Annotated in this window: 20 protein-coding genes; 17 read left to right on the forward strand and 3 right to left on the reverse strand. The window is 42.7% G+C overall.

Features of this window, described 5'->3' with window-relative positions; all coding sequences use genetic code 11:
* Positions 1-116: 116 nt before the first annotated feature.
* The gene (locus tag ACFSTG_RS14925) at positions 117-908 is read left to right on the forward strand and encodes a TlpA family protein disulfide reductase (protein ID WP_380755032.1); all 792 of its coding nucleotides are present in this window, start codon (positions 117-119) and stop codon (positions 906-908) included.
* Positions 909-948: 40 nt separating this feature from the next.
* Here ACFSTG_RS14925 and serA read toward each other — a convergent pair whose 3' ends face one another.
* The gene (gene serA, locus ACFSTG_RS14930) at positions 949-2,841 is read right to left on the reverse strand and encodes a phosphoglycerate dehydrogenase (RefSeq protein ID WP_380755034.1); all 1,893 of its coding nucleotides are present in this window, start codon (positions 2,839-2,841) and stop codon (positions 949-951) included.
* Positions 2,842-3,325: 484 nt separating this feature from the next.
* Here serA and ACFSTG_RS14935 point away from each other — a divergent pair, with 484 nt between their 5' ends.
* A complete protein-coding gene (locus ACFSTG_RS14935) occupies positions 3,326-5,002 on the forward strand; it encodes a Na/Pi cotransporter family protein (protein WP_380755038.1) in 1,677 nt (558 codons plus the stop codon).
* Between the two features lie 164 nt (positions 5,003-5,166).
* The gene (locus tag ACFSTG_RS14940) at positions 5,167-5,625 is read left to right on the forward strand and encodes a hypothetical protein (RefSeq protein ID WP_380755041.1); all 459 of its coding nucleotides are present in this window, start codon (positions 5,167-5,169) and stop codon (positions 5,623-5,625) included.
* Between the two features lie 78 nt (positions 5,626-5,703).
* Here the strand turns inward: ACFSTG_RS14940 and ACFSTG_RS14945 are convergent, their stop codons facing one another.
* Positions 5,704-6,474 (reverse strand): PepSY-like domain-containing protein, encoded by a 771-nt coding sequence (locus tag ACFSTG_RS14945; protein ID WP_380755044.1) that lies wholly within the window; start codon positions 6,472-6,474, stop codon positions 5,704-5,706.
* A gap of 207 nt (positions 6,475-6,681) precedes the next feature.
* Here ACFSTG_RS14945 and ACFSTG_RS14950 point away from each other — a divergent pair, with 207 nt between their 5' ends.
* The 4 genes from ACFSTG_RS14950 (at position 6,682) to ACFSTG_RS14965 (ending at position 10,494) form a co-directional block, all read left to right on the forward strand.
* Complete coding sequence (locus ACFSTG_RS14950; RefSeq protein ID WP_380755047.1) at positions 6,682-7,527, forward strand: hypothetical protein; 846 nt, start codon at positions 6,682-6,684, stop codon at positions 7,525-7,527.
* Positions 7,528-7,830: 303 nt separating this feature from the next.
* The gene (locus ACFSTG_RS14955) at positions 7,831-9,057 is read left to right on the forward strand and encodes a hypothetical protein (protein WP_380755049.1); all 1,227 of its coding nucleotides are present in this window, start codon (positions 7,831-7,833) and stop codon (positions 9,055-9,057) included.
* 229 nt (positions 9,058-9,286) lie between these two features.
* Positions 9,287-9,793, forward strand: a complete 507-nt coding sequence (locus ACFSTG_RS14960) for an SRPBCC family protein (RefSeq protein WP_380755052.1) — start codon at positions 9,287-9,289, stop codon at positions 9,791-9,793.
* A 53-nt stretch (positions 9,794-9,846) separates the two neighbouring features.
* The gene (locus ACFSTG_RS14965; protein ID WP_380755055.1) at positions 9,847-10,494 is read left to right on the forward strand and encodes a class I SAM-dependent DNA methyltransferase; all 648 of its coding nucleotides are present in this window, start codon (positions 9,847-9,849) and stop codon (positions 10,492-10,494) included.
* Here the strand turns inward: ACFSTG_RS14965 and ACFSTG_RS14970 are convergent.
* Complete coding sequence (locus ACFSTG_RS14970) at positions 10,460-11,818, reverse strand: serine hydrolase domain-containing protein (RefSeq protein ID WP_380755057.1); 1,359 nt, start codon at positions 11,816-11,818, stop codon at positions 10,460-10,462. The two genes, ACFSTG_RS14965 and ACFSTG_RS14970, sit on opposite strands and share 35 nt — an antisense overlap.
* 129 nt (positions 11,819-11,947) lie before the next feature.
* Here ACFSTG_RS14970 and ACFSTG_RS14975 point away from each other — a divergent pair, with 129 nt between their 5' ends.
* The 10 genes from ACFSTG_RS14975 (at position 11,948) to ACFSTG_RS15020 (ending at position 23,877) form a co-directional block, all read left to right on the forward strand.
* Positions 11,948-12,376 (forward strand): hypothetical protein, encoded by a 429-nt coding sequence (locus ACFSTG_RS14975; protein WP_380755060.1) that lies wholly within the window; start codon positions 11,948-11,950, stop codon positions 12,374-12,376.
* A gap of 284 nt (positions 12,377-12,660) precedes the next feature.
* Positions 12,661-13,938 (forward strand): PIN-like domain-containing protein, encoded by a 1,278-nt coding sequence (locus tag ACFSTG_RS14980; protein WP_380755063.1) that lies wholly within the window; start codon positions 12,661-12,663, stop codon positions 13,936-13,938.
* 175 nt (positions 13,939-14,113) lie between these two features.
* The gene (locus ACFSTG_RS14985; RefSeq protein WP_380755066.1) at positions 14,114-14,875 is read left to right on the forward strand and encodes a hypothetical protein; all 762 of its coding nucleotides are present in this window, start codon (positions 14,114-14,116) and stop codon (positions 14,873-14,875) included.
* A gap of 765 nt (positions 14,876-15,640) precedes the next feature.
* Entirely contained in the window at positions 15,641-16,957 is a 1,317-nt protein-coding gene (locus tag ACFSTG_RS14990) for a TolC family protein (protein ID WP_380755069.1), read from the forward strand.
* Between the two features lie 124 nt (positions 16,958-17,081).
* The gene (locus tag ACFSTG_RS14995) at positions 17,082-18,170 is read left to right on the forward strand and encodes an efflux RND transporter periplasmic adaptor subunit (protein WP_380755072.1); all 1,089 of its coding nucleotides are present in this window, start codon (positions 17,082-17,084) and stop codon (positions 18,168-18,170) included.
* A 124-nt stretch (positions 18,171-18,294) separates the two neighbouring features.
* Positions 18,295-21,558 (forward strand): efflux RND transporter permease subunit, encoded by a 3,264-nt coding sequence (locus ACFSTG_RS15000; RefSeq protein WP_380755075.1) that lies wholly within the window; start codon positions 18,295-18,297, stop codon positions 21,556-21,558.
* Positions 21,559-21,689: 131 nt separating this feature from the next.
* A complete protein-coding gene (locus ACFSTG_RS15005) occupies positions 21,690-21,995 on the forward strand; it encodes a hypothetical protein (protein ID WP_380755078.1) in 306 nt (101 codons plus the stop codon).
* Between the two features lie 19 nt (positions 21,996-22,014).
* Complete coding sequence (locus tag ACFSTG_RS15010; RefSeq protein ID WP_380755081.1) at positions 22,015-22,221, forward strand: YgaP family membrane protein; 207 nt, start codon at positions 22,015-22,017, stop codon at positions 22,219-22,221.
* Positions 22,222-22,278: 57 nt separating this feature from the next.
* Positions 22,279-23,151: a phosphatase PAP2 family protein gene (locus ACFSTG_RS15015; protein ID WP_380755084.1), complete on the forward strand. Its 873-nt coding sequence runs from the start codon at positions 22,279-22,281 to the stop codon at positions 23,149-23,151.
* A gap of 33 nt (positions 23,152-23,184) precedes the next feature.
* A complete protein-coding gene (locus ACFSTG_RS15020; RefSeq protein WP_380755086.1) occupies positions 23,185-23,877 on the forward strand; it encodes a DUF2652 domain-containing protein in 693 nt (230 codons plus the stop codon).
* Positions 23,878-24,092: the final 215 nt, after the last annotated feature.

A 24,092-nucleotide genomic window follows, 5' to 3' on the forward strand; every position in this document is an offset into this window, starting at 1 on the left:
GGTCATAAACCGGATAAATCAGATAAATTTGTCCCGTCCAGTTTGGAGCATACACCACATTGCATCTCCTCCAATTAAAGTTTTATCTTTGCTGCGCAAATTCAGAGGCTGTAATTATGTTTAAAATTTCTTCTTTATTTAAGTTTTTAACGGGGTGCTTCCTGTTCTTTTTCGTTTTCACTTCTTGTAAGGAAGAGGAAAAGCCGCTATCTGTCGCCGAGATGCAGATCAATAGTCTGCAAAATGACCATGACAAATGGTACCGGTATCATAAAACCAATATTGATCTTTCTTCAGATTTCTTACCGCTGGGAGAAACCGGTGATACCATTGGGAAAAAGGCCTTTTTGGAAGCGATTATAACCGGGGAATTCATGGTTTTTGCCAGAAAGCCGGAAGGAGACCGCGAGAAATATCAATTGATAAGGTTAAGGGAAGATGCAGATGATGGGATAAGCTACAATATTGCAGCCGACACTTATACTGAATATCGCTACCTTCAAATGGAAGGAAAAACCTTTCCTGAATTCCATTTTAAAGATCTTAATGGAAGATCATTTTCCAGCGATGAATTGCGGGGAAAGACCCTTGTGGTCAAGACCTGGTTCATTAAATGTAAACCCTGTATTGATGAGATGCCACAGCTCAACGAACTGGTTAAAGAATACAGTGACCGGGAAGATGTGGTATTTTTAAGCCTTTCTGACGACCCTGAAGAAGAGCTGGAAGAATTTCTTTCGAAAACCGAATTTCGTTATGAGGTCATCCCCAACAGCCAGCCTTTCACCAAAGACAGCCTAGGATTGACCATGTATCCCACCCATCTAATTGTGGACGGGGAAGGAAAGATCAGGAAGGTCGCACACTCGGCCCCCAAAATGATCGCATTTCTCAGAAAATTTCTCTAAGGTTCTGTTATTATGGGAAAAGACCATCGGGATACCGGGATCAATATAGTACCCTGAACCTTATGGTGTCTTCTATCTCTTTCATTTCAGCGATCACTTCCTCATTGTATGCCTTATCGATATCTGTGATCACGTAGCCAATCTCTTCGTTGGTCTTAAGGTATTGCCCCACGATGTTACAGTCATGTTCAGAAAGCACATTATTGATGTGGGCGATGATCCCAGGCCGGTTGTGGTGAATATGTATAAGTCTGTGGGCATTTTCCAGGATAGGCAGCTGCAGGTTAGGGAAGTTTACGCTGTTGGTGGTGCTTCCGGTATTGATATATTCAATGATCTTCCCGGGCACGAAATTCCCTATATTCACCTGGGCTTCTTCGGTACTACCACCAATGTGCGGAGTAAGGATCACATTCGGGAGACCGCGCAATTCAGATTCGAAGGTTTCATTGTTGGTTTTTGGTTCCTTCGGAAAAACATCCACTCCGGCACCTCTTATCTTTCCGGAGAGAAGGTTCTTTTTCAAGGCCTCAATCTCCACCACATGACCACGGCTAAGGTTGAGAAACACAGCTCCTTCTTTCATCTGGTCAAATTCCTTTTCCCCAATGAGGTCCCTGTTCTCCTGTCTTCCGTCTACATGGAGGCTAACCACATCTGCCTTACCCAGTAATTCCTGAAGAGAGTTACATTTCGTGGCATTTCCCAGGGCCAGTTTTTCCATGATATCGTAATAATAGACATCAAATCCAATCGCCTCTGCCACCACAGAAAGCTGTGCGCCAATATTTCCGTACCCCACTATCCCCAGTTTCTTTCCTCTCACTTCCCGGCTGTCTGCTGCCGATTTTTGCCATACCCCGTTGTGCATCTCTGATATCCTGTCCGGCAGGCCACGCATAAGGAAAATGATCTCCCCAATAGCGAGTTCTACCACAGAGCGGGTGTTGCTGAAAGGCGCATTGAAGACAGCGATCCCCTTCCGCAGGCATTCATCAAGATCGATCTGGTTGGTGCCTATGCAAAATGCTCCCACCGCAATAAGCCGGTCTGCTCTTTCCAACACCTTTTTAGTAAGATGGGTTTTGGACCTTATTCCCAGCACAGAGACATCCCTGATCCTTTCTGCCAGTTCTTCCTCATCCAGCGCTCCGGAAATAGTAGAAACATTATAACCTTCGTTCTTCAGGATCTTTGCAGCATCCTCGTGAATATTCTCCAGCAGCAGTACCTTGATCCTGTTCTTTGGATATGAGATCGCCTTGTTCATTTTATGCAGGTAAAGGAATTCATCAAGGCTTGGGGTGATATGATCTGCCTTTTCCAAAACGTTGTTCCTTTCCACATTTTCTGTAAAAGCATAGAATTTGTTGGCAAGACCGGCGGCTTTGATCTCATAATCTGTATACCCGTCTCCTATCACATAAACGTCTCCCTCCAGATCCATGCTTTTAAGCATTTCAACTTTTCCGTTATTGGAAGAAAGAACATTATTGGTATCGAATCCTATTACCCGTCCTTCCTCATCATATTTAAAAGTATTGGCAAAGACATTCTCCTCCCGCACTCCAAATTCAGCTACTATAGGCACAATAAATTCCTTGAAACCATTTGATATGATATAGATGTTTTCATGGTTTTCATTAAAGAACTCACGGTTACGAACAAAGGAGATCGACACCTTGCTTCTCAACCTATTAATGAGCTGCGGAAGATGTTTTTCCCGGGCGTTCAATAAGGCCAGCCGCTGTTCCAGGGACTCCCGGAAAGAAAGATCTCCGGCCATTCCGCTGTTGGTTAGATCAGATAGCTTCTTCAGGCGTTCGTCCTTTTCATCATGATCTGCCAGGGAAATCTCTCCCAACACATCGAGTGCCTCTACCTGGGTAAAAGTACTGTCAAAATCTATCACAAAATGCCTGTTATTTTTCATGCTTATTTCTTTAGAAATTATCTCAAAACTAAGGTTTTTGATCCTTTCAGGAATCAATTTTCTTCAGAAAGAAAAGAAGATTATGAGATTGTCAAAAATGACAGGTGATTAAAAAATTTTCCACAACTGCACCCGAATTTACGATCGAATACTTTAAAAAATATACTGGTTTTTTAAATGCAGAAGGCGCCAGTCCTTACCGGGCTGCTTAAAACCGGGAATTATTCAGACATTCTTTCTTCCCGGGAAGACCGAAAGTAAAATGCAGTGTCAGGAATACCCATAGTAAAAAAAGGAAAATGAAAGACCCTTTGAAGCCTGCTTGTGATCCCTTATCCTCCTCCCGGCAGGAGCCGGACCCTATTTACCTACCCAATAGAGTAGTTCTGTTGATTTTCTTGCTTTATTTTCACCTTAATAAGACAAAAATCAGCTTTTGTACGGTTTACCTATGATATATTTGTAAGAGTTCATAACCCGTATTATGCAGACAGACCCATTTGATTTCTGGATGTTTATCGCCGGCCTGGGGATATTTCTCTTCGGGATGCATCATTTGGAAGGGGGTATTAAAGGCATGGCGGGTAAGGCTTTTAAAAAATTGCTGCAACGCTTTACCGGCAAAAGCTGGAAAGGGATCCTTACAGGAACTATTGTAACGGGGATCCTGCAAAGCAGTTCCATGGTGAATTTGCTGGTACTGGCTTTTTTGGGAGCGGGGATGATAGGTCTGCGTAATTCCCTGGGAGTGGTGCTGGGTGCTAACCTGGGCACTACCTTTACCGCATGGATAGTGGCCGCCCTGGGTTTCAAAATGGATATCGCAGATTTCTCCTTTCCATTTCTTGCGGTGGGGATCCTCAGTTATCTTTTTCTGGAATCCCGGCCATTCCTCAAAAGTCTCGGCGGGTTCCTGGTGGGATTCGGGTTGCTTTTCCTGGGTCTTGATTTCATGAAAGATTCCATTGCCAACCTTACCTCCCATTTCGACCTTGCATCTTTCAAAAATTACGGGCTCTGGGCATTCTTACTCACCGGCCTGATAATTACCGCCATTATACAGTCAAGTTCGGCTATGATAGTGATCATTCTAAGCGCGCTCAATGCAGGTTTGATCGACATCTATCAATCATTAGCCCTGGCAATTGGGGCACATATTGGTACCACTGCGACTTTGATCATTGGTGCCCTGGGGGGAACGGCAGATAAAAAGAGACTCTCCCTGGCAAATTTCATGTTCAACGCAATTGTGGGGGTGGTTCTTTTCTTTTTCATCAGGGAAATGGTCTTGTTCACCCGGGTTGTCCTAAATCTCACAGATCCTCTTCTGGAACTTGTATTGTTGAATTCCCTTATCACCCTTATTGGCATACTACTTTTTTACCCTTTCCTCGGAATTTTTGAAAGGTTCCTGAAAGGTCTCTTCGGAAAGGCAATACCCAAAGGAGAAACCTTATATGTTAAAAATATCCCGCCCGAAGTCCCCGATATTGCCCTGCAGGCCATTGATAAGGAGTTACGCCAGGTTTTTCTTTATACCCGGCAGTTCATACTTGAATGTTTCAGAATAAGAGAGAAGGGTAAGAGCCGGGATTCCCAGTGGAAATTGATCTTTAGTAGTGCCACGAACCTCAACAAGAAATACGAGCAGATCAAGCGACTTGAGGATGAATTGATCTCCTATTACTCACAGTTACAGGAAAAGAACCTGACTGAAGCAGAGTCGGCTCATCTTACCTCGAGCATGATGGCTTTGCGTTCCATGGTCTACGGGGCTAAAGATATCAAGGACATTATACACAACATCAGTTTTATTTCAGAAAGTGATGACAAGGTGGGTCATGAGATCCTGTCCAGGTTAAGTACGCTGTTACAGCAACGCCTCGGAGAAATCGATCTTTTTCTGGAGCAGGAAGAGACCGGAAGTGAGATCACCACTCCGCAAAACTGGCTAAAGGAAAACGAACAGCTCTACAATGAATTGATCACTTACATTTACCGGAATATAAGACATAATGAAGTGCCGATCTCCACCTTGACCAATGTGGTACGGCAAAGTATCTCCTGTCTGGACAACCTCTGCAATTCTGCTGTATTGAGAAAATCAGGAAAAGATACGATCCCTGAAAAGACAGAAGATTACCGTCATCCTCTTATTTAGGGTGATTTTCGTTTTTCATTTAAAGTTAAGGATAACTTAAGACCCTTCATTCCGTAGAAAAATTATCTTAATTTAATAGGAGATTTTCATTAAAAGAGAAACTTCAGGCAATGAAGTTATTTTGACCTTTAACCAAACAACAAATAATTATGAAAAATTTAAAAATGAAATTATCAGTTTTGATGAGCCTTCTCCTCCTCATGACAGGTTTTGTAGCCTGTGACAATGATGACGGGGTGAACCTGACTGAAAATCCTGAAGCCAGGGAAGACGTGTATCAGCAGATCCTTAATGATGAGGAGATGTTTACTGAATTTATGACAGAAATGAGGGAAAGCCCAAAGTCCATGGAATGGATGCGCGCCAACCGTCCTATGATGCGCAATATGTATGGACGCCAGCAAATGCAGTCCATGATGAAAACTAATCCGGGAATGATGGACACCGTCATGCAGGAAATGATGATGGTAGAATGGGATACCACCAGGATGCAGAGAAATCCTCAAATGCGGCAACTAATGATCCAGCGAATGCGGATTTTAATGGAAAGGGATACTGCTATGGCCAGGGAAATGCATGAAATGATGCAGCAAACAAGACCGGGCAGCAACATGATGCGTTGATCCATAAATAACAAAGCTCTTAAAAACAGAAAACCTTCCCGGTGGGGAAGGTTTTTCTATTAGATCCGGGTTTAATTATTAGTCACTGTCATCCTCGCTGTCGTCGTCATCATCATCCTCATCATCGTCTCCGTTATGATCTTCGGCACTCAGGAATTTCCCGTCAGAATCGAATTTTAATTCCATTCCGTTACTTAATCCTATCTCGTAACCATTATCTTCCATTTCGGCTTCAATGATGGAGACATTATGATAATGTTCATTAATGTAATTTGTAATTACTTCAGGCAGATCTTCAATAGCGATATCATCATCGTCCTTGTCATCATTAGGACTGCTGTCTACGGCCTGACCGAGGAAGTCTCCGTTGGAATCAAAAATTATTTCCACATCATTACTCAGTTCGATCTCGTAGTTCCCATTATTCTCCCGTTCTGCTTCCTCTATGGTAGCTGTGGGATAATGCAGGGCGATAAAATCCCTGATCTTCTGCGGAAGGTTAGCAACAGCAATATCTTCATCCCCAAAATCATCATCACCGTCATCATCTACCCCCCGGAAGGTACCTTCAGAATCAAAGACCAGTTCAACATCATTGCTTAATTTCACTTCATAGTTGTTATTGTCTTCAATTTCTGCTTCTACGATGGTCTGCCCGGGATAGTGGGCCACAATGTAATCCAGGATAGGCTGTGGAAGGGCTGTGGTATTCACATAAGTATCTGCCCTGGGAGCCGTGACATTCAGATCAACATCAGGTGTAGTGTCAATATTATCATCATCATCAGAACAGGAATAAAAAGAAAAAACCGCAACTAGCGCTAAACCATAAATTTTTAGGTTTTTCATAATATATTTCATTTTACAATTGTTTACTGCACCTTCAAACGCTACAAAAAATATCAAATTGTCACATATCTTATAATTGGGAGAATTTTAGTAAAAGGTTGGTTTTTAGGTTTTTTTCATGAGTTTTGATGCGCAGCCTCATACAGCATTGTTCTTCGATATTGGATTAACTAAATTTTAATAAATTTATAGTTTACAAAAATCCAGATGAGAAAATACATCCTGCCCATTTGCCTCCTGTTACTGTCAATTCCTGCCCTGGCACAGGAAGTAGTTTTTAAAGCGGAATATAAACCGGGGAAAAAATACATTATTGAATTAAGGACGGTGGCATCAACTGAAACCAGTTTTTCAGGAGATCCTCAAATGATGGAATATATGGAATCGGCAGGGGTCACTAATCCTGTGATTAGTAAGGATGAGACATTTATTCCCACGACGCTTACAACAGGAGCGCGGGAAGAGGACGGGCAATTTCCTGCCATTATGGTCTATGGGGATATCGATTCTAAAACAGTAATGAATGGGGAAACCTACACAAAGAGATCTCCGCTTTCGGGAGTTAGGGTTATGGGGAAATACAGCAATGGAAATAAGTTCGTGATCGACAGTGTGATTGGCAACGAGGCACCTGCTGATATTAAGAACATGTTGGTTTCTACTATTGAGAACCTTCAGCAGCAAATAGAGTTCCCCCGGCACTCTCTTAAAGTTGGGGACACTTTTACAAATAAAATTCCTATTCAGGTCCCGGTAGAAGGAATGAAACCCATAAGAACAGAGATCACGACCCTGTATAAGTTGAAGAAGATAGATGCCGGCACGGCCTTTTTTGACCTGCAACAAACCATAAATCTTAATTCTGAACAGGAAGAGTTTGAACTGAAGGCCGAAGGTACGGGAACAGGATCACTTGAATATGACATAAAAGAGGAGTTTATCACCTCCTTTAATTCTGAAATACCCATGGAACTCGATCTTCAAATGCCTCAAAACCTTTCGGTGAAAGTTAAAATGAACACCCTAACGAGCCAGAAGGTGAGTATTGAGTAGTCGTTGGTTCGGGAATCGTTGGTTCGGGAATCGGGAATCGTGGATTCGGTGATTTGTTAATTGGTGGATTGGTTAATTGGTTGATTCCTCTCAAATTTTTAAATCATCTCATTCTCAAAATTATTTTTGGAATTTGGTGCTTGGAATTTGGTACTTGTTTATTGATGATTGCTCATTGATCATTGCTCATTGCAGAACCTAGGATCCTAAACATCAGTTCTTTCCGTTATAACAAATCAGGTTTTTTACCGTTCATAGGATATTAAAAGTTTTACTACATTGCCGCCCATTAAATTAAAAACTATGAACAAGAAACTTCTTATACTTCTAATAATTGGCCTCCCATTCAAGGGCTTTGCACAGCAGTCACTTCAGGATTCCATCAATCAACTTTACAACAGGTATACAGAATTGCTGAAGACGCAGGATTCCCTTTCGGAACTCTCCGGAAAGATCTCTAATCTGGAAAAGGAATATTCCAGTTTTAATGATGCCGTGAAGTCCAATAATGAGGTGATCAAAAAGTTAACTGACAAAGAACTGTTCTCTCAAAAACAACAGTTGACCCAGAGACGGAACAAAATAGTAAGAACAACCGAATTTGTCCTGGCCGCTAACGTGAGTTTGAACGCGATCAAGCAGTTGGATGCCACCTCAGATTTCCACAGCCAGATCACCTCCTTGAACAACCCGGACAATAAGGACCTTGGTTTTTCGCTCTCAGGGGAAGTTGAAACCGTGCTCAACGAGAAGATCATAAAAGGTCAGAGAAAAGTGAACGGTGTAAAATCTGATAAATTCATAGGTTTTGTAAATGAAATTATCTCCTCCCCTCTTACAGAAGTGGTGACCAGTGCTATCCCTGTAGTAGAATCCATAAGGTCTGTGATAGATCTGGTAGTGGGCACCGCCATCACCGGAAAAGATATTTCACTTACAGACGTGCAAGAGTTAAAAACTTCACTTAAAGTCTACATTGAACATTACGAAGGCCTGGCCAAAGCACAAACAGAATTCGATCAAAACCTTGCTAACCTCGATATCCGTAAGAATGCGCTTAATCTTTTATTGAACCAGTATATTACTGAAAGGATCAACACCCTTAGTCCTAATACCATAAGCACAGATCCAGATGTGGAGGCAATTTCAAATAATGATCTTATCAATAAGTACTACAGCAAGAACACGGTAGAGAAAAAAGTAGAAAACATCATTACCCGCGATGCTGAGAATTACAACCGCCATCTTAATGACGACCGGTTATTATATCCTAATTATGCAATAAATCAGGCGAAATTCATAAGGGATGAGATCGAATCCCTTGGCAAGGAATACATTTCTATCTATGCTTCCTATCAAAAGGCCCTGGAGAAAACCCTTAACAAGAGTAAAAAGATAGGAGATGACCAGAAGATCGAAAATACGATCGATGTTCTAAAAATTAACCTTGTAAAGGTGGAAGATAATTTCAACCAGAGCCTGAATATCGTACAGCTTAACCAGCAATTCAATGATCTCCTGAAATATTGATCAAATAACCTCTTTTTAATGCCGGGGGGCTATCTAAAAAGGTTTGTATTCCGTCAGGCTGTCCCCCCGCTTCGGGAGTTTCATTGACAAAAGGTAAGAGTACGCGTCATCCTGAATTCATTTCAGGATCTCCGGGTAATTCAAAAAACACTTTCATCATGGTTCCCCTCCACTCTTTTTTCGCTATATTTAATTAAAGACCAACACTTTAATTAAAAATCCTATTTCGATGAAAAAAGATCTTGCTATAGATTTCTCTGTTGACAGGGACAACAATATCATCAGGGTAAAAAAGGAATTCTCGGCCCCGGTTTCACGTGTGTGGAAAGCCTGGACCCAACAGGAACTCCTGGACCAATGGTGGGCTCCTGAGCCGTGGAAATGTGAAACAAAAAGCATGGATTTCAGGGAAGGTGGAAAGTGGATCTATGCCATGGTGGGTCCCAATGGAGAGAAACACTGGTCTCAGGCCGATTATCAATCGGTAAAGACCCTCATAAGTTTTACAGGATATGATGCTTTTATCGATGAAAAAGGAAACAGAAATACCGGCCTTCCGGAATCCAGCTGGAAGGTAGAATTCGAGGAAGATTCTGTGGATACTACCCGGGTGACCATGGAGATCGAACATGAGAGCAGGGAGGACCTGGAAAAGATCCTCGAAATGGGTTTTCAGGAAGGGTTTACCTCAGCTCTAACCAATCTTGATCAATTGCTGGAAAAGGAAGAGGAGTAGAAACTTTGGGAATCGCACTTCCTGCCGGCAAAAACTGTTTACCTACATTTTAGATGGACCAACCGGAAAACGTAAGGCAGATATTTGATAGCTGTGCCCGGCAGTATCAGGAAAAATTCATGGACCTGCAATACTACAGGGAACCGCTTGATTTCCTCTGCAGTTTTTTGGAAGAAAATGACCGGATCTTCGATATTGGTTGCGGACCGGGAAACGTCTCCCGTTATCTTTTGCAGAAGAAACCCGGCCTCCGGATTTTGGGGATCGATCTCTCCCCTAAAATGATAGAACTGGCCAAAGTGAATAATCCCACGGCTAGTTTCCAGGTAATGGATTGCAGGAAAATTGACCGGCTTGATCAAAGTTTTGACGCTGTGGTCTGCGGTTTTTGCCTTCCTTATCTTTCCCCGGAAGAAGTTGAAGATCTGATCCTTAAGATTGCCGGAATCCTGAAAAATTCAGGGCTGTGTTATTTGAGCACAATGGTAGCTGAGAATTACAGGCAGCAGTGGGTTGAATCCAGTCAAGGGGGAAGCATGAAGCTATTGACCCACTTCCATGAATCAGAATTATTACTACACACCATGCGGAAGAATGGATTCCGCCTTACTAAGAGCGATCTTATAGACCCACCCGCAGAGGAAAACCGGAATTGGAAGGACCTCGTTATGGTATCCCGGCTACAGAAGGATCTTCAATAGCAGAATGTATTCCACTAAGGAACGCATTCATATCAAATTCGGGATGTTCTATGAGCCCTAACCTTACCACCACCAAATCTTTGGAGGGAATGATGAATACATGCTGCCCCTGGAAACCATTGGCTGAAAAAAGGTCTTTTGGGACATCGGGATAGAACCCGCCGGCATTGAGCCAGAAGTGCGCACCATAAACCCCTTCAGATCCTTTGGCGGGCGTGACGGTATAATCTACCCAGGATTCGTTAAGGATCTGTTCCCCGTTCCATTTGCCCCTGTTGAGGTACAGGAGTCCGAATTTAGCCCAATCCCGGGCAGTCGCCCATGAATAGGAAGAGCCCACGTAATTTCCTGAAAAGTCGGTTTCAAGGGTCATGGAATGCATGCCTATGGCGTCGATCACGTTAGAATACCAAAAGTCCAGGTACTCTTGATGGGAATCGAAATTGTTCCGAATATACCGGGACAATAAGTTGGAAATACCCGAAGAATAGTTAAAGCTGTTTCCGGGAGTGCCGGTAAGTTCTTTTTCAAGCTGCACCTTTCCCATATCCCGGGCCAGGAATAGCATTTTGGTGACATCAGAAATTTTAGTGTAATCTTCCTCCCATTCCAGGCCGCTATTCATTTGAATTAGTTGGTTCAGGGTGATTTCGGATCTGCGGTCATTTTCCCATTCAGGAAAAAGATGGGTTTCGTCCAAAGAGAGTTTTCCCTGTCTTTCCAAGGCCCCCAGCACGGCACTGGTGATGCTTTTGGTCATGGACCAGCCCTGCATCTTGGTTTCTGCTGAAAAGCCTTCAGCATATTTTTCGAAGATCAAATGATCCCGGTAAAGCACGAGGACGGCCCGGGTGCGGTGTGCCGGCTCAAATGCAAAGTTTACAGCCTCCTGCAGCTTATGTTCATCAACCTCTGCAAAGACAGTGTCTGTAGGCTCGCCCTCCCCTCCCGGGTATGGTGCCGGGTTAGGAGTGAAATTGCGTTGAGGGGCCACTGGGGAAAGGTCATCTGAAGACGCATTTTCGGGCAACAAGGTGCAGCCCAGGCCTTCCCGGTAAACCGCTTTTCGTTTCTTGAGTCCAAAAACTTTCGCAGAGGCTGACCTTTCGGAATGATCCACTTCGGTTTTAGCGTAAGACACCGGCTCAAAATCATTGTCCCCGGCTTCTACAGATTCGAGCGTCCTGTCGGCTTCAAAAAGGCAGGAACACACATTCTTTGCCGCGAAGCCGGTGATGAGGTTGAGGCGGGGATAGTAGATAATGAACGTAATGGTACCCGCTATTAAAATGAGGAGCAGACCGTAGGTGAGAAATTTTTTCATGGAGTTGAGGACATAGCTCTAAAATAGAAAATTTCGGAATAAGAAAGAATGTTTAGTGTAACTGTGCCGTAAGAGGAACGAAAATGCTGAAAATTTCGATAAATTTGCCGCAGGAAAAAATACCGGGTAATGTCAGAAAACAATGATCTTCAGGAAAAGGAAACTATGGAATTCGAACAGGAAAAGCCCATTCCCCGTCTTTATTCCAAAATCCTGATCCTTGCTTTTGCCATTCTTTTCTCGGTCATCTTTGCCGCGGTGCTGCTCATGTCAAACCTGCGTTCCCTGGGAAAACAGAAGGCTGCACTCGGGGTACTTGCATTTGCAGTGCTCTATTTGATCGCTACCGCCCTGGTAATGCAGGCATTTGATCTGCAGCCGGGACTTACCCTGGTCGCCAATGTGATAGGTGCCGCCATCCTCAATGAATTCTTCTGGAACAAATACATAGGCAGTGACTTCGTCTTTGAAAAGAAAAGCTGGATGAAACCCACTCTGATCGCCCTGGCCATTGCCATGTTATTCTTCTTTCTGCTGGTGGGTGTGGGTGGTATGTAAGTCTCTTAGACGAAAAGCCCCCATTAAAATCCCCGGCTTCTCCTTTTTTTCTTCGGAAGGATTTCGGAATTAAAGTGTCTGTTCATTTCACCGCTGGAAAAGGCATTTTTTGCACACTGCTACCTACACCGGCCTTTTACGGAATCCCGTAATTCTCTTTAACAAAATTTTAATAGATTTACGGAGACCTTGGTTTATATCCCGAAATCTTAAGAATTAAAAGATAAGATTTATTAAATATTAAATTTTGGGAAGAATTTTTAAAAATAACCTAAATTCATACGATGAGTTATCTAGAAAAAATGGAAATAAATTCCATTACGAATTATTTGGAATGTTTGGACTTATATTCCGCCAATATTAAAGATGAAATTTCCTTTAATACCAATACACCCATATTCTTAGACACCAATATTTTACTAAGATATTACAGTATATCTTTTACTGCCAGAGAAAAATTATATGAATTTATAGAGGAAAACAAACAAAGAATTGTTTTGACTAGTCAGGTTCAATATGAGTTCTTAAAAAATAGAGAAAATGTTATTCAAAGTTTTTTTGAGCAAGTCACAAACAGAATTCCTAAAGACTTTAATTCAGAGATCGTTAATAAAATGAAAGCATTTCTTGATAATCATAAAATAGTGCTTAAAGACTATCCATTTGTAGAGACAGAAATAAATAAACATAAACAGAAGCTAGAAATTTTACTAGAAAAGTTGAATGAAACTTCTGAAGAAAAAAGGATAAATTATAATGACTTAATAATCAAAGACAAGTTCCTAAAGCTTTTAGAATCTTGTATTATTTACGACGACTTAACAGAGGAGGAAATAGAAAAGATAAAAAAAGATTTTGACACATTATCCAATAATTTCTCTAAGGAAGGTTTAGACTCTGCTTATAACAAACCAAATTTTGTTTTTCCAGGGATGGGAGATATAAAGCTGAAACCCGAAGATCCATATGGCGACTATATAATCTTTCATGAAATCATGAAATATTCTAAAGAAAAAGAAACTAACACTGTATTTCTAACATTTGATAATACAAAAGGAGACTGGATGACAAAAACAAAAAAACCTCTCCTACATTACGTTCAAAACATGTTCGCTAATACTGGTAAAATACTATATGTTTTAGACGCTGATAGGTCCCTCGGTGAAAGACTGAAAATTGATATTGATTCCTTGGTTCAGATAACATCAACTTCAGAAAATGAGAATTTGATTAATGTTGAATCATTAAAAGAATTGTTATTAAACCATCCCGCCTTTGACGCTAGTCAATACGATGAACCTGATATTAATATTGTCAAAGAATTAAATTTAGCTGGATACACTAAGATAAGTGAAATAATTAAAGATTTAGAATTTGCCGCTAATGCTTTTAAACAATATCAATCAGATAAAACTACCCAATTTAACTCAATAGGAGTCCTAAGAATATCATTGCGAATTGCTAATAACAGATATGAATTTCATGTGGACAAGTATGGTAACACAAAAAATATTCTAGGACTGGATAACTATGCGGATTATAGGAAATTTCTTGGGAAATAAATGTCTATCAACGGTTAACAAGCAAATTGCGGCAGAGCCTCTAAAAATGATATTTTTGACTACTTTTAAAGGATAACTTAACCTACAAATAATCGTTTTCCAGTCCGCTACTTGCGTTAACCGGAGACGTTGGCAGCAATTTGATTATAAATTTATCCATATAAATATTAAAAAGATGAATACAAATGTCAGTGATCCACCAGTTCTAGGAAGAACAGAAACTTTCTCCTTCGAAAATTTTGATAATAATATTAAGTTTTACCTTGCTTATGATTATTTACCATTGAAGGATATTGCTTTATTAATAAGGGGTGTTGATGATCTTTATGAGCTAGTTTACAAAGCCCTAAATGAAGAAAGAGTTCCAGATAGTTTGAAGTTAGTTTTAGATACAGCCCATACTGGAAATTCGATTGAATGGGTAACCGAATTACTAGAAAAAGCTGCTCCTTCAAAAAAAGCACTAAGAGCTCTTTATTTAACTGGAGCATTAATTTATTTCCCTGCCACTATTCAAAATACGCAAGCTGATACAAATAAAACTAAAGCTGATACGGAAAAAATAAAAGCTGAAATTCAGAATTTAGAAGCAGAAAGAGAATTGCTTAAGGTCCAAAAAAAGAGAGAGGAATCTGAAATAGAATTAATTGAGGCGAAAAAAAAGAGAGAGGAAGCTGAGGCAAGGAAGGCAGACAAAGAAGCTGAGAAATTAGATGTGGAAATACAGCAAAAAAAATCACAAGTAGAAAAATTAGAAAAGTTAGAATTCGAAAATTTTCTAAGAAAAAATCAGTTTAATGATGAATTGATTAATAAAATTCTTCAAGAAGAAAATTGGAAGAAACTAAACAAAAAAAGTAATAAGATTCTAGAAACTATAAATAAAGGTCCAATTTATCATTGTACTATTAATGACTTCCCTTTAATAAAAAAATAATTTTGTTCTATCAAACGGCTTCCATGGCCAAGAGACGGCAGCTTTAGAAAGAAAATAATTAACTTGATCAACAAACCAATACTTAACCGACAAATTCGCGTTCCTACTCCCGCAACTTGCGATAACCGTAACCGTCACAACCTCCTTAATGCAATCTCAAAAAATAATAAGACCCGCTTTAATCTGGTTACCCTCTGTATTGGTCTCCATGATCTTCATTTAGAACGGCTTAGGAAAAATACTTCAGCCCAATCAAGTAGAAAAGATCATTACGAACGAAGCGATCATGATAAGCACAGGAGTATTTTTATTGGTCGCTACGGCTTTGTTCCTGGTGAAAAAACAGTGATCTGGGGAACGGCCTGTTGTCATTATATATAACCTTTATTGTTTTCATTCATCTCTCTAAAGAGAAGCCGTTTGAAGTGGCAGCCCTTATTGTGCTGGGGACCCTTTTTGCGGCCTTTATTAGGAAACCACAATTATTCGATAAAGCACAACTCTAAAGCTTTTCCCAGTCAAGATCTTTCAACTTCGCCTACAGCCTGTTTCTCAGGCTCACACCTCTCTTCTTCACTCCAAAAGATCCTTCAAAAATATCGTTTTAAGAGGTGACGCATATCATTTGTTTTTTCACTAAAAAAAGACACCTTTAAAGGTCCCCCTACCCTAAATCTTCACAAACAGCACATTTAACACTTGGTAACAAAGGTTACTGACCACGGCTCCCTGAGAGAGTACTTTTGTGCCAGTAAAATTTAAGAAATGAAGAGAAATACTTATTACCTGTTCTTTTTGGTCATACTGTTCGGCTTGACACTGCAGGCCCAGGAAACCAGGACCGTTGCCAAGGATGATGTACTGGAGGAGGTTGTAAAGAACAACCGCAGCCTTAAGATCTCTCAACAGGAGTTCCTGGCGGCAAGGGCACAATATCGCCAAACCAACGCGATCTTTCTACCTAAGATCACTGCCTCCCATACGGGCATGACCACCAATAACCCTTTAATGGTATTCGGGTCCAAACTTAACCAGGAGGTCGTAGCACAAAGTGATTTCGATCCTGCAAGGCTGAACGACCCCGACCGGTTTGATAATTTCGCTACCAAACTGGAGGTGCAACAACCTTTGATCAATGTAGACGGGATCTATCAACGTGGGGCAGCCAGGAGCAAAATGCAGGCCACAGAGTTGCAAGGCGAACGTACCACAGATCATATGATGCTCGAGGTGGAGAAATCCTATATGCAGCTGCAGCTTGCCCATAAAGCCGTTGCGGTACTTGAACAAGCCCGCGAAACTGCTCTTGCCAATAAAAGACTCGCCGATAATAATTTCAAACAGGGATACCTGCAACGATCTGATGTTCTTTCTGTAGATGTTCGCGTGACCGAAGTCGAAAATCAGCTGCAATATGCCCGGTCAAATGTTCGCAATGCTTCAGATTACCTTATGTTCCTTATGGGAACTGAGGAGGATGTGATCCTGTTGCCAACAGATTCCCTGAGTGTTCAACTTGCCTCTGGAGAAATGATGGGGTTATCCCGTGAACGTGCAGATATAAAAGCCATGGATCTTGCTACAGATGCCCGCAAGAAAATGTACCAGGCAGATAAGATGTCCTTTCTGCCACGCCTGAATGCCTTTGGAAGCTACGAACTTTATGACGATGAGATCTTCCAGGGAGATGCCAATGGTTATATGGCCGGAATAGCCCTTACCTGGGACATCTTTGATGGAAGCAAACGCTTCGGAAAAGCCCAGGAAAGCAAAGCCGAATATGAAAAAGCAAGACTGGAACTGGATCAATACATTTCGCAGAACGAACTGGAACTAAACAGGGCCAGGAGGGCCTTAAAGGATGCTGAGAACAAGCTTCACCTTACCCAACTGGCCCTGGAACAATCTGAAGAAGCCCTGCGTATAAGGAACAATCGCTACGAGCAGGGACTGGAAAAAACAACAGATCTGCTAATGGCTGAAACCCAGTATTCTGAAAAACAACTGGAGTATTACCAGACCGTATATGAATATAATTATGCAGTGGCCTATCTGGAATTCCTTATGAGTAGTAGTGAGTAGTTAGCAATGAGTATTGAGTACTGAGTATTGAGACCTGGAAGCATCAAATTCTAATAACTAATGTCACCTCGAGCGGAGTCGAGAGGTCAACAAACAAGAAACAACAACATTGAACCATAGAAAAATGAAAAGAACAATTTACACTCTAGCCATAACTGCCCTGGGATTATTTGCTACAAGCTGTGGCAGCGATGATAAAAAACAGGCAGTGAATGACGCGCCGGCAATTTCGGTGAGGGTTGAAACTCCCTCGGGAGCGGGAGATCGTTTCCTTACCGCAAGCGGAAAGATCGAGGCCGTGAACAGCGCCAACCTGAGCACCCGCATGATGGGGTTCATCAATGACATCCATGTAAATGTGGGAGACAAGGTGAACAAAGGCCAGTTACTGGTCTCCATCAACAACACAGACCTGCAGGCGAAACGCGCCCAGGTGAACGCAGGGATCACAGAGGCTGAAGCAGCATTCAACAACGCGAAGAAAGATTATGAGCGTTTTAAGGCTCTTTACGAGCAGGAATCGGCTTCGCAGAAGGAGATGGATGATCAGACAGCTCGTTTTAAAATGGCACAGGCAAGACTGGAAGCCGCAAAACAAATGAAGAATGAAGTGAATTCCCAGTTCGCATATGTAAATATACGTGCCCCTTTTAGCGGAGTGATCACCAATAAATTTGCTGAAGAAGGCACAATGGCGAACCCCGGGCAGCCGCTTTTATCTCTTGAGGCACCAGGCAAGTTCGAAGTGACTGCAAGGGTTCCCGAATCTGACATTTCACAGGTAGAGAATGGAACGAAGGTAGACGTTATGGTAAAATCAATTGACAAATCTTTACCCGGTACGGTGACCGAAGTTAGCTCATCTGCCAGAAATACCGGGGGACAATACATGGTGAAAGTGGTCCTGGATGATACTGAAGATGTTGAAATCTTTTCGGGCATGTATGCCACTGTACGCTTTCCTGTAGAAAAATCTGAAGAAACCATGAACAGTTCTGTCATGATCCCTCAGGAGGCGATCATATCACGGGGAGACCTTAAAGGAATTTATACCGTGAGCCAGCAAAACACCGCTATGTTAAGGTGGTTGCGCTTAGGCCGTACCTACGGTGACCGGGTGGAAGTACTTAGCGGTCTGAATTCAGACGAACCTTATATAGTTTCGGCAGACGGAAAATTGTTCAACGGAGCAAAAGTGAGCATTCAGGAGTAAAAAAAATACCGCGTGAGGGATAGAGGCAGTTATCCTCCCGGCCACAGGCAGGGAGATAGCGCCGAAAGCCCGACCGAAGCCTGCCTTAGCAGGATGAGGGCACGCCAAAACAACAACTAAATATATGAAAGAAGGATTAGCAGGCAAGATCGCCAAAGGCTTTATAAGTTCGAAACTTACGGTGCTGCTCATGATCGTGTTCATGGTCATTGGGGTTTACAGTTCTTTTCTGATCCCCCGTGAGGAGGAGCCACAGATCGACGTACCCATGGCAGACATTTTTGTGGGTTACCCGGGTGCCAGCCCCAGTGAGGTTGAGTCACGCATCATCAAGCCACTGGAAAAAATGGTCTCCAATATCAAGGGGGTGGAATTTGTCTACTCCACTTCTATGGAGGGACAGGGGATGTTGATCGTTCAGTTCTACGTGGGGGAAGATATTGAACGTTCGTATGTAAAACTCTACAACGAGTTAATGAAACATATGGACGAAATGCCTCAAAACGTGACGCAACCCCTCGTGAAAACACGGGCTATTGACGACGTGCCGGTATTGGGGCTCACCTTATGGAGCGAGAATTATGACGATTACCAGCTGCGTCAAATGGCCAACGAGCTTAGGAATGAGATCGAAAAAGTGGAGGATGTCTCCATTGTAAATACCATTGGGGGCCGTAACAGGCAGCTGCGCGTGGTTCTTGACAAAGACAGGATGGCGGCAAGCGGCGTGGATATTCTTGGCATAACCGAAAAGATCCAGGCCAGTAACCAGCAGCTTTCATCGGGTAGTTTTGACCGGGGAGATTCAGAGATACTTGTAAAGACCGGAAGCTTCCTGGAGTCGGCGGCAGATGTGGAAAACCTCATCGTAGGGGTGCAGGACCAGCAGCCCGTTTACCTTAGACAGGTTGCAACGGTACAGGACGGGGCCGAACTTCCTAAGGAATATGTTTCTTTTGGTTATGGACAGGCCGGCAGCGAGGTAGCCGCACAGTTTCCTTCTGAATATCCGGCAGTGACCTTATCGGTTGCAAAACGAAAAGGTGCCGATGCCATGAAGATCGCAGATGTGATCCTGGCAAAAGTAGACCACCTGCAAAACAATTTAATTCCCGAAGATGTTCATGTAGAGGTGACCCGTAACTACGGGGAGACCGCTTCACACAAAGTTGGGGAACTTCTATTGCACCTTATTGGTGCGATCATAGCAGTAACCCTGGTGGTTATGCTGGCTATGGGATGGCGTGGCGGACTGGTAGTATTCCTTTCTGTGCCTATCACCTTTGCCCTTACCCTGCTAAGTTATTACATGCTGGATTATACCCTGAACAGGATCACCCTTTTCGCCCTTGTATTTGTCACGGGTATCGTGGTAGATGATTCTATCATCATCGCAGAGAACATGCACCGGCATTTCAAGATGAAACGCCTGCCATTCAAACAGGCTGCGCTCTATGCCATAAATGAGGTGGGGAACCCAACGATCCTGGCGACCTTTACGGTAATTGCCTCGGTATTGCCAATGGCTTTTGTAAGCGGTCTTATGGGACCTTATATGAGCCCTATGCCAATTGGAGCTTCTATAGCGATGATCCTTTCACTGTTCGTTGCCCTTACCATTACGCCATACCTGGGTTATATTTTCTTAAGGGAGAAAACGAAAAAAGGAGAACCTGTCAAGGAATCTGAGGAGAAGATCGAAGACGGTATGATCTATCGTATCTACAAGCGCTTTGAGGAACCTCTTATTGATAACAAGAAAATACGATGGACCTTCCTGGGAATTACTGCCTTCCTGCTTTTGGGATCTGTAGCCCTGTTCTTTACAAAGACCGTAGCGGTAAAAATGCTGCCGTTTGACAATAAGAACGAATTCCAGGTCGTGATCGATATGCCTGAGGGAACCACCCTGGAAAGAACAGCCGTAGTGACCAGGGAAATAGGACAGTACCTTTCCCAAAGCAATGAGGTAGTGAACTACCAGAACTATATTGGTACCTCTGCCCCTATTACCTTTAACGGATTGGTGAGACACTACGACCTTCGTGGTGCCAGCAACACCGCCGATATCCAGGTAAACCTAAGGCCAAAAGGAGACCGAAGCCTGCAGAGCCATGATATCGCCAAGCTGTTGCGTCCTGATATTCAGAAGATCGCTGCAAAGTATGATGCAAACGTAAAGTTGGTGGAAGTGCCACCGGGACCTCCAGTACTATCCACTATTGTGGCAGAGGTATACGGACCCGATTACGATACCCAGATAGCGATCGCAGATAGTATCCAGACCATTCTTCACAATACGGCTGATGTGGTGGATATTGACTGGATGGTGGAAGCAGATCAAACCAAATTTGAGTTGGAGATAGACAAGGAAAAAGCCATGTTGTATGGTATTGCTCCGCAGCAAATCGTCTACACCCTGAATGCCGCACTTGGAGAGAGAGCTATCACTAACCTGTACGATGAAGATGCTACCCATAGGGTTGGGATCGTGCTGGCACTTGATGAAAAGGAAAAGTCATCTATAAATGATATTTCACAGATCCAGATCGCTTCCCAAAACGGGCAGATGATCCCTGTAGGTGACCTGGTAACTGCGAAAGAAGTGACCAGCTCCAAGAGCATCTATAGAAAGAACCAGAAACGTGTGGTCTATGTCCTTGCAGATATGGCCGGGGAACTGGAAAGCCCTGTATACGCCATTCTTGGAATGGAGGAAAAACTGAAGGAGATCGACATGCCTGCGGGTTACGAGATTGGAGAACTGTATATGGGACAGCCTGAATATGAAGATGACTATACCGTTAAGTGGGATGGGGAATGGCAGATCACCCTGGAAGTGTTCAGGGATCTGGGTATTGCTTTCCTTGGAGTTATCGTGATTATCTATATCCTGATTGTGGGTTGGTTCCAGAACTTTAAAGCACCAATCGTAATGATGGTGGCAATACCACTTTCCCTTGTAGGGATCGTTTTGGGCCACTGGGTCATGGGTGCGTTTTTTACTGCCACTTCCTTCATTGGAATGATCGCCCTCGCGGGTATCATGGTGCGAAACTCGGTGTTGCTCATTGACTTTGTGAACCTGAGGCTGGAAGACGGAATTCCGTTAAAGCAGGCTGTTATAGAGGCCGGTGCCGTAAGGACCACACCAATTTTGTTAACTGCCGGTACGGTAGTGATTGGAGCTTTTGTGATCCTGTTTGACCCTATTTTCCAGGGACTTGCTATCTCCCTCATGGGTGGAACCATTGTATCGACCTTCCTTACCCTGCTGGTAGTGCCATTGGTGTACTATATGATCGAACGGAAGAAGTATGAGGACCGGGAGGAAAAGAATGATGTTGTGGAGAAACGAGAAACTGAGCGGTCTGGTTCAGAGTTATAAGTTATGAGTTATGACTTTTCAGTTGCGGGTTGCGGGTTTGGAAAAACACCAAATTTTTATCGCAATCCGACAACCGAGAACTGAGAACTGAGAACCTTGAACATTAAACCTTGAACATTAAACTTAAGATCATGAAATTATTAATCGTTACGACAGTTTCAGAATTCCAGAAAGAAATCCTGAAACTCTTTAAAAAAGCGAATATCGAGGCCTTTAGCAGTTCGGAGATCGATGGCTACAAGAACACCAATTCGCTTATTGCTACCCAAAGCTGGTTTCCCGGGGAGAAGGGTGGTAATGAATCCCTTATGTTCTTCTCCTTTACCGAGGAAGAAAAGATCACTGAATTTTTCAGCTTCATAAGGGAATTCAACAATAATCTGGAGACCAATAACCCGGTAAGGGCGGTTGTGCTCCCTATAGAAGAATCTATTTAATAACCTAAATCAAATAATTATGCTTAACAGAGTAATACGTGGAGTTGCAGGAACATTTATCCTTATAAGTCTGCTGCTGGCAGTTTATGTGAACATTAACTGGCTGTGGTTTACTGCCTTCGTAGGAGTTAATTTACTACAATCCTCCCTAACACAGTGGTGTTTGATGGAAGATATCCTAAAGAAATTCGGTATACGAAACGAAAAGAAACCGGTGAAAAGCTAATTTGCTTTCTACAGGTATTTTAACCAAAACAATACCCTCAATTGCCCCCCGTGAAGAATGAATTGTGAACGAAGAACTAATGCCGAATGGAACCCAGTGAGGGTATTCAAAATGGTCCTGATACTATTACTGCTCCCTGTGAATATGATAGCACAGGAAAAAGGAACAGAAGAATTACCAACCCGGTTGGAATTATTAAAGTATGATGGTTTAAGCGCCTTGGGCGGAGTAAAGAAAACCTACACCCAGCCCTTCCATTGGGAAAAGGATGATTACCTGGTAGCAGGTACGATCATTTTGGGAACAGGAGCCCTTTATCTTTTTGATGAAGAATCTACAGAATGGTTCTACAATCAAAGGGAAGATATTCCGGGAGTGGTGAAAGACTTCGGCTGGTATTACGGAAGTCCGCAAAACAATTATGCCGTCAATGGTGCGGTATATCTCTACGGATTGTTTACCAGGAACGAGGAGATAAGGAAGACCGGAGTGCTGTTGATCTCCGCCGCTTCGGCAGCAGGGATCCTTCAGTCCTTCAGTAAAACAATTACCGGCAGGGCCAGACCGGGTACGGGAGAGGGCAAAGGCAGTTTTAAACCCTTCAGCAGTGAAGGGAAATATCACAGCTTTCCCTCGGGTCATACCATTTTGTCCTTTACCACGGCTTATGCCATAGGGAAACAATTTGACAATCCCTTTGTAAAAGGGGGGATCTATGCCCTGGGAATGGTGGCCCCGGTATCGCGGTTGTGGGCAGGAGCCCATTGGTTCTCAGATGTAGCCTTATCTGTAGCCATTAGCGTTGTGGTGGTTGATGTTATTGACAAATACCTGGATGAAGAAAGAAATTACGGAGACCCCAGGAAAGACAAGATCAGCTGGAATTTCCAGGTGGGACTTGGCAGGGCCGGTATCATTGGTACTTTTTAGAATCCGGGTATTAAAAACTTATAAAAATCGACTATGAATATAAAACTACCCCATTCCCCAGGCAGGATAAGAAGTAAAATCTCTGTCCATAACGACTCCTACGGACTTGTAGTTGAGAAGGCAAATCTGCTCATTCCTGATATTAGCGGCTTTACACGATTTGTACATACTACAGACGAGGTAACCGGCAATATGATCATTTACAGGCTGCTCTCAGCAATCATGAAAAGTAATATTCTGAATTTAAAAGTGGCCGAGATCGAAGGAGATGCTATTTTGTTCTTTAAAAAAGGAAAAAAATTTACTCCTGAAGAAATTCTTAAACAGTACGATCTTATGCAAAAGAACTTTAATTGGGAAGTAAGCCGGTTAAGTGAGGAGATTGGAGAAAAAATTGACCTCTCCCTGAAGCTTATAGCCCATTACGGTCCTACAGCTGATTATAAATTGTCAGGATTCCATAAGCTTTACGGAAAAACTGTGATCGCCGCCCACAGATTACTGAAAAATTCAATTAAAAGCAATGTCTACGTTTTAATCACTGACGAATTACTTGAGGATCCCGAATTGTTCCTTCAAAACCATCCGGGTTTTGAGCGAGGTAGTAAGAACTGCAAGATCCATGGAGGTTTAAGGAATATTTCATTCGTATATTTTGACTATGAAAAGGGAGTTATCCCCTCATCGCTCCTCGATCATCCCGGTAAGGATATGATCAAGGTATAAAAATTTCTCATTACCTTAATTTAACCGGCTTCACTGCCATTTCCGGATTTTTGAACATTTCTGAAAATGGTCTCGCGGCAGCCTCTTAATCCCGTTTTCACCGGGACAGCACAGTCCGCGAATTTCTGAAAGTCGGCAATCCAGTACTTCCTGTAGGGTCCATTAAAATAATTCTTCCCAAGCAGAAACCGTCAACAGGAACCAGGAAACGATCT

It is taken from the genome of Salinimicrobium flavum, from assembly GCF_042684505.1.
In the GTDB taxonomy this organism is placed as follows: domain Bacteria; phylum Bacteroidota; class Bacteroidia; order Flavobacteriales; family Flavobacteriaceae; genus Salinimicrobium; species Salinimicrobium flavum.

Coding starts and splice junctions, on each gene's coding strand:
- ACFSTG_RS14965 (WP_380755055.1), top strand. CDS start 9,847: ATGGACCAACCGGAAAACGTAAGGCAGATATTTGATAGCTGTGCCCGG.
- ACFSTG_RS14990 (WP_380755069.1), top strand. CDS start 15,641: ATGAAGAGAAATACTTATTACCTGTTCTTTTTGGTCATACTGTTCGGC.
- ACFSTG_RS15010 (WP_380755081.1), top strand. CDS start 22,015: ATGCTTAACAGAGTAATACGTGGAGTTGCAGGAACATTTATCCTTATA.
- ACFSTG_RS14950 (WP_380755047.1), top strand. CDS start 6,682: ATGAGAAAATACATCCTGCCCATTTGCCTCCTGTTACTGTCAATTCCT.
- ACFSTG_RS14985 (WP_380755066.1), top strand. CDS start 14,114: ATGAATACAAATGTCAGTGATCCACCAGTTCTAGGAAGAACAGAAACT.
- ACFSTG_RS14995 (WP_380755072.1), top strand. CDS start 17,082: ATGAAAAGAACAATTTACACTCTAGCCATAACTGCCCTGGGATTATTT.
- ACFSTG_RS15020 (WP_380755086.1), top strand. CDS start 23,185: ATGAATATAAAACTACCCCATTCCCCAGGCAGGATAAGAAGTAAAATC.
- ACFSTG_RS14925 (WP_380755032.1), top strand. CDS start 117: ATGTTTAAAATTTCTTCTTTATTTAAGTTTTTAACGGGGTGCTTCCTG.
- ACFSTG_RS14945 (WP_380755044.1), bottom strand. CDS start 6,474: ATGAAAAACCTAAAAATTTATGGTTTAGCGCTAGTTGCGGTTTTTTCT.
- ACFSTG_RS14955 (WP_380755049.1), top strand. CDS start 7,831: ATGAACAAGAAACTTCTTATACTTCTAATAATTGGCCTCCCATTCAAG.
- ACFSTG_RS15015 (WP_380755084.1), top strand. CDS start 22,279: ATGAATTGTGAACGAAGAACTAATGCCGAATGGAACCCAGTGAGGGTA.
- ACFSTG_RS14970 (WP_380755057.1), bottom strand. CDS start 11,818: ATGAAAAAATTTCTCACCTACGGTCTGCTCCTCATTTTAATAGCGGGT.
- ACFSTG_RS15000 (WP_380755075.1), top strand. CDS start 18,295: ATGAAAGAAGGATTAGCAGGCAAGATCGCCAAAGGCTTTATAAGTTCG.
- ACFSTG_RS14975 (WP_380755060.1), top strand. CDS start 11,948: ATGTCAGAAAACAATGATCTTCAGGAAAAGGAAACTATGGAATTCGAA.
- ACFSTG_RS14935 (WP_380755038.1), top strand. CDS start 3,326: ATGCAGACAGACCCATTTGATTTCTGGATGTTTATCGCCGGCCTGGGG.
- serA (WP_380755034.1), bottom strand. CDS start 2,841: ATGAAAAATAACAGGCATTTTGTGATAGATTTTGACAGTACTTTTACC.
- ACFSTG_RS15005 (WP_380755078.1), top strand. CDS start 21,690: ATGAAATTATTAATCGTTACGACAGTTTCAGAATTCCAGAAAGAAATC.
- ACFSTG_RS14980 (WP_380755063.1), top strand. CDS start 12,661: ATGAGTTATCTAGAAAAAATGGAAATAAATTCCATTACGAATTATTTG.
- ACFSTG_RS14940 (WP_380755041.1), top strand. CDS start 5,167: ATGAAATTATCAGTTTTGATGAGCCTTCTCCTCCTCATGACAGGTTTT.
- ACFSTG_RS14960 (WP_380755052.1), top strand. CDS start 9,287: ATGAAAAAAGATCTTGCTATAGATTTCTCTGTTGACAGGGACAACAAT.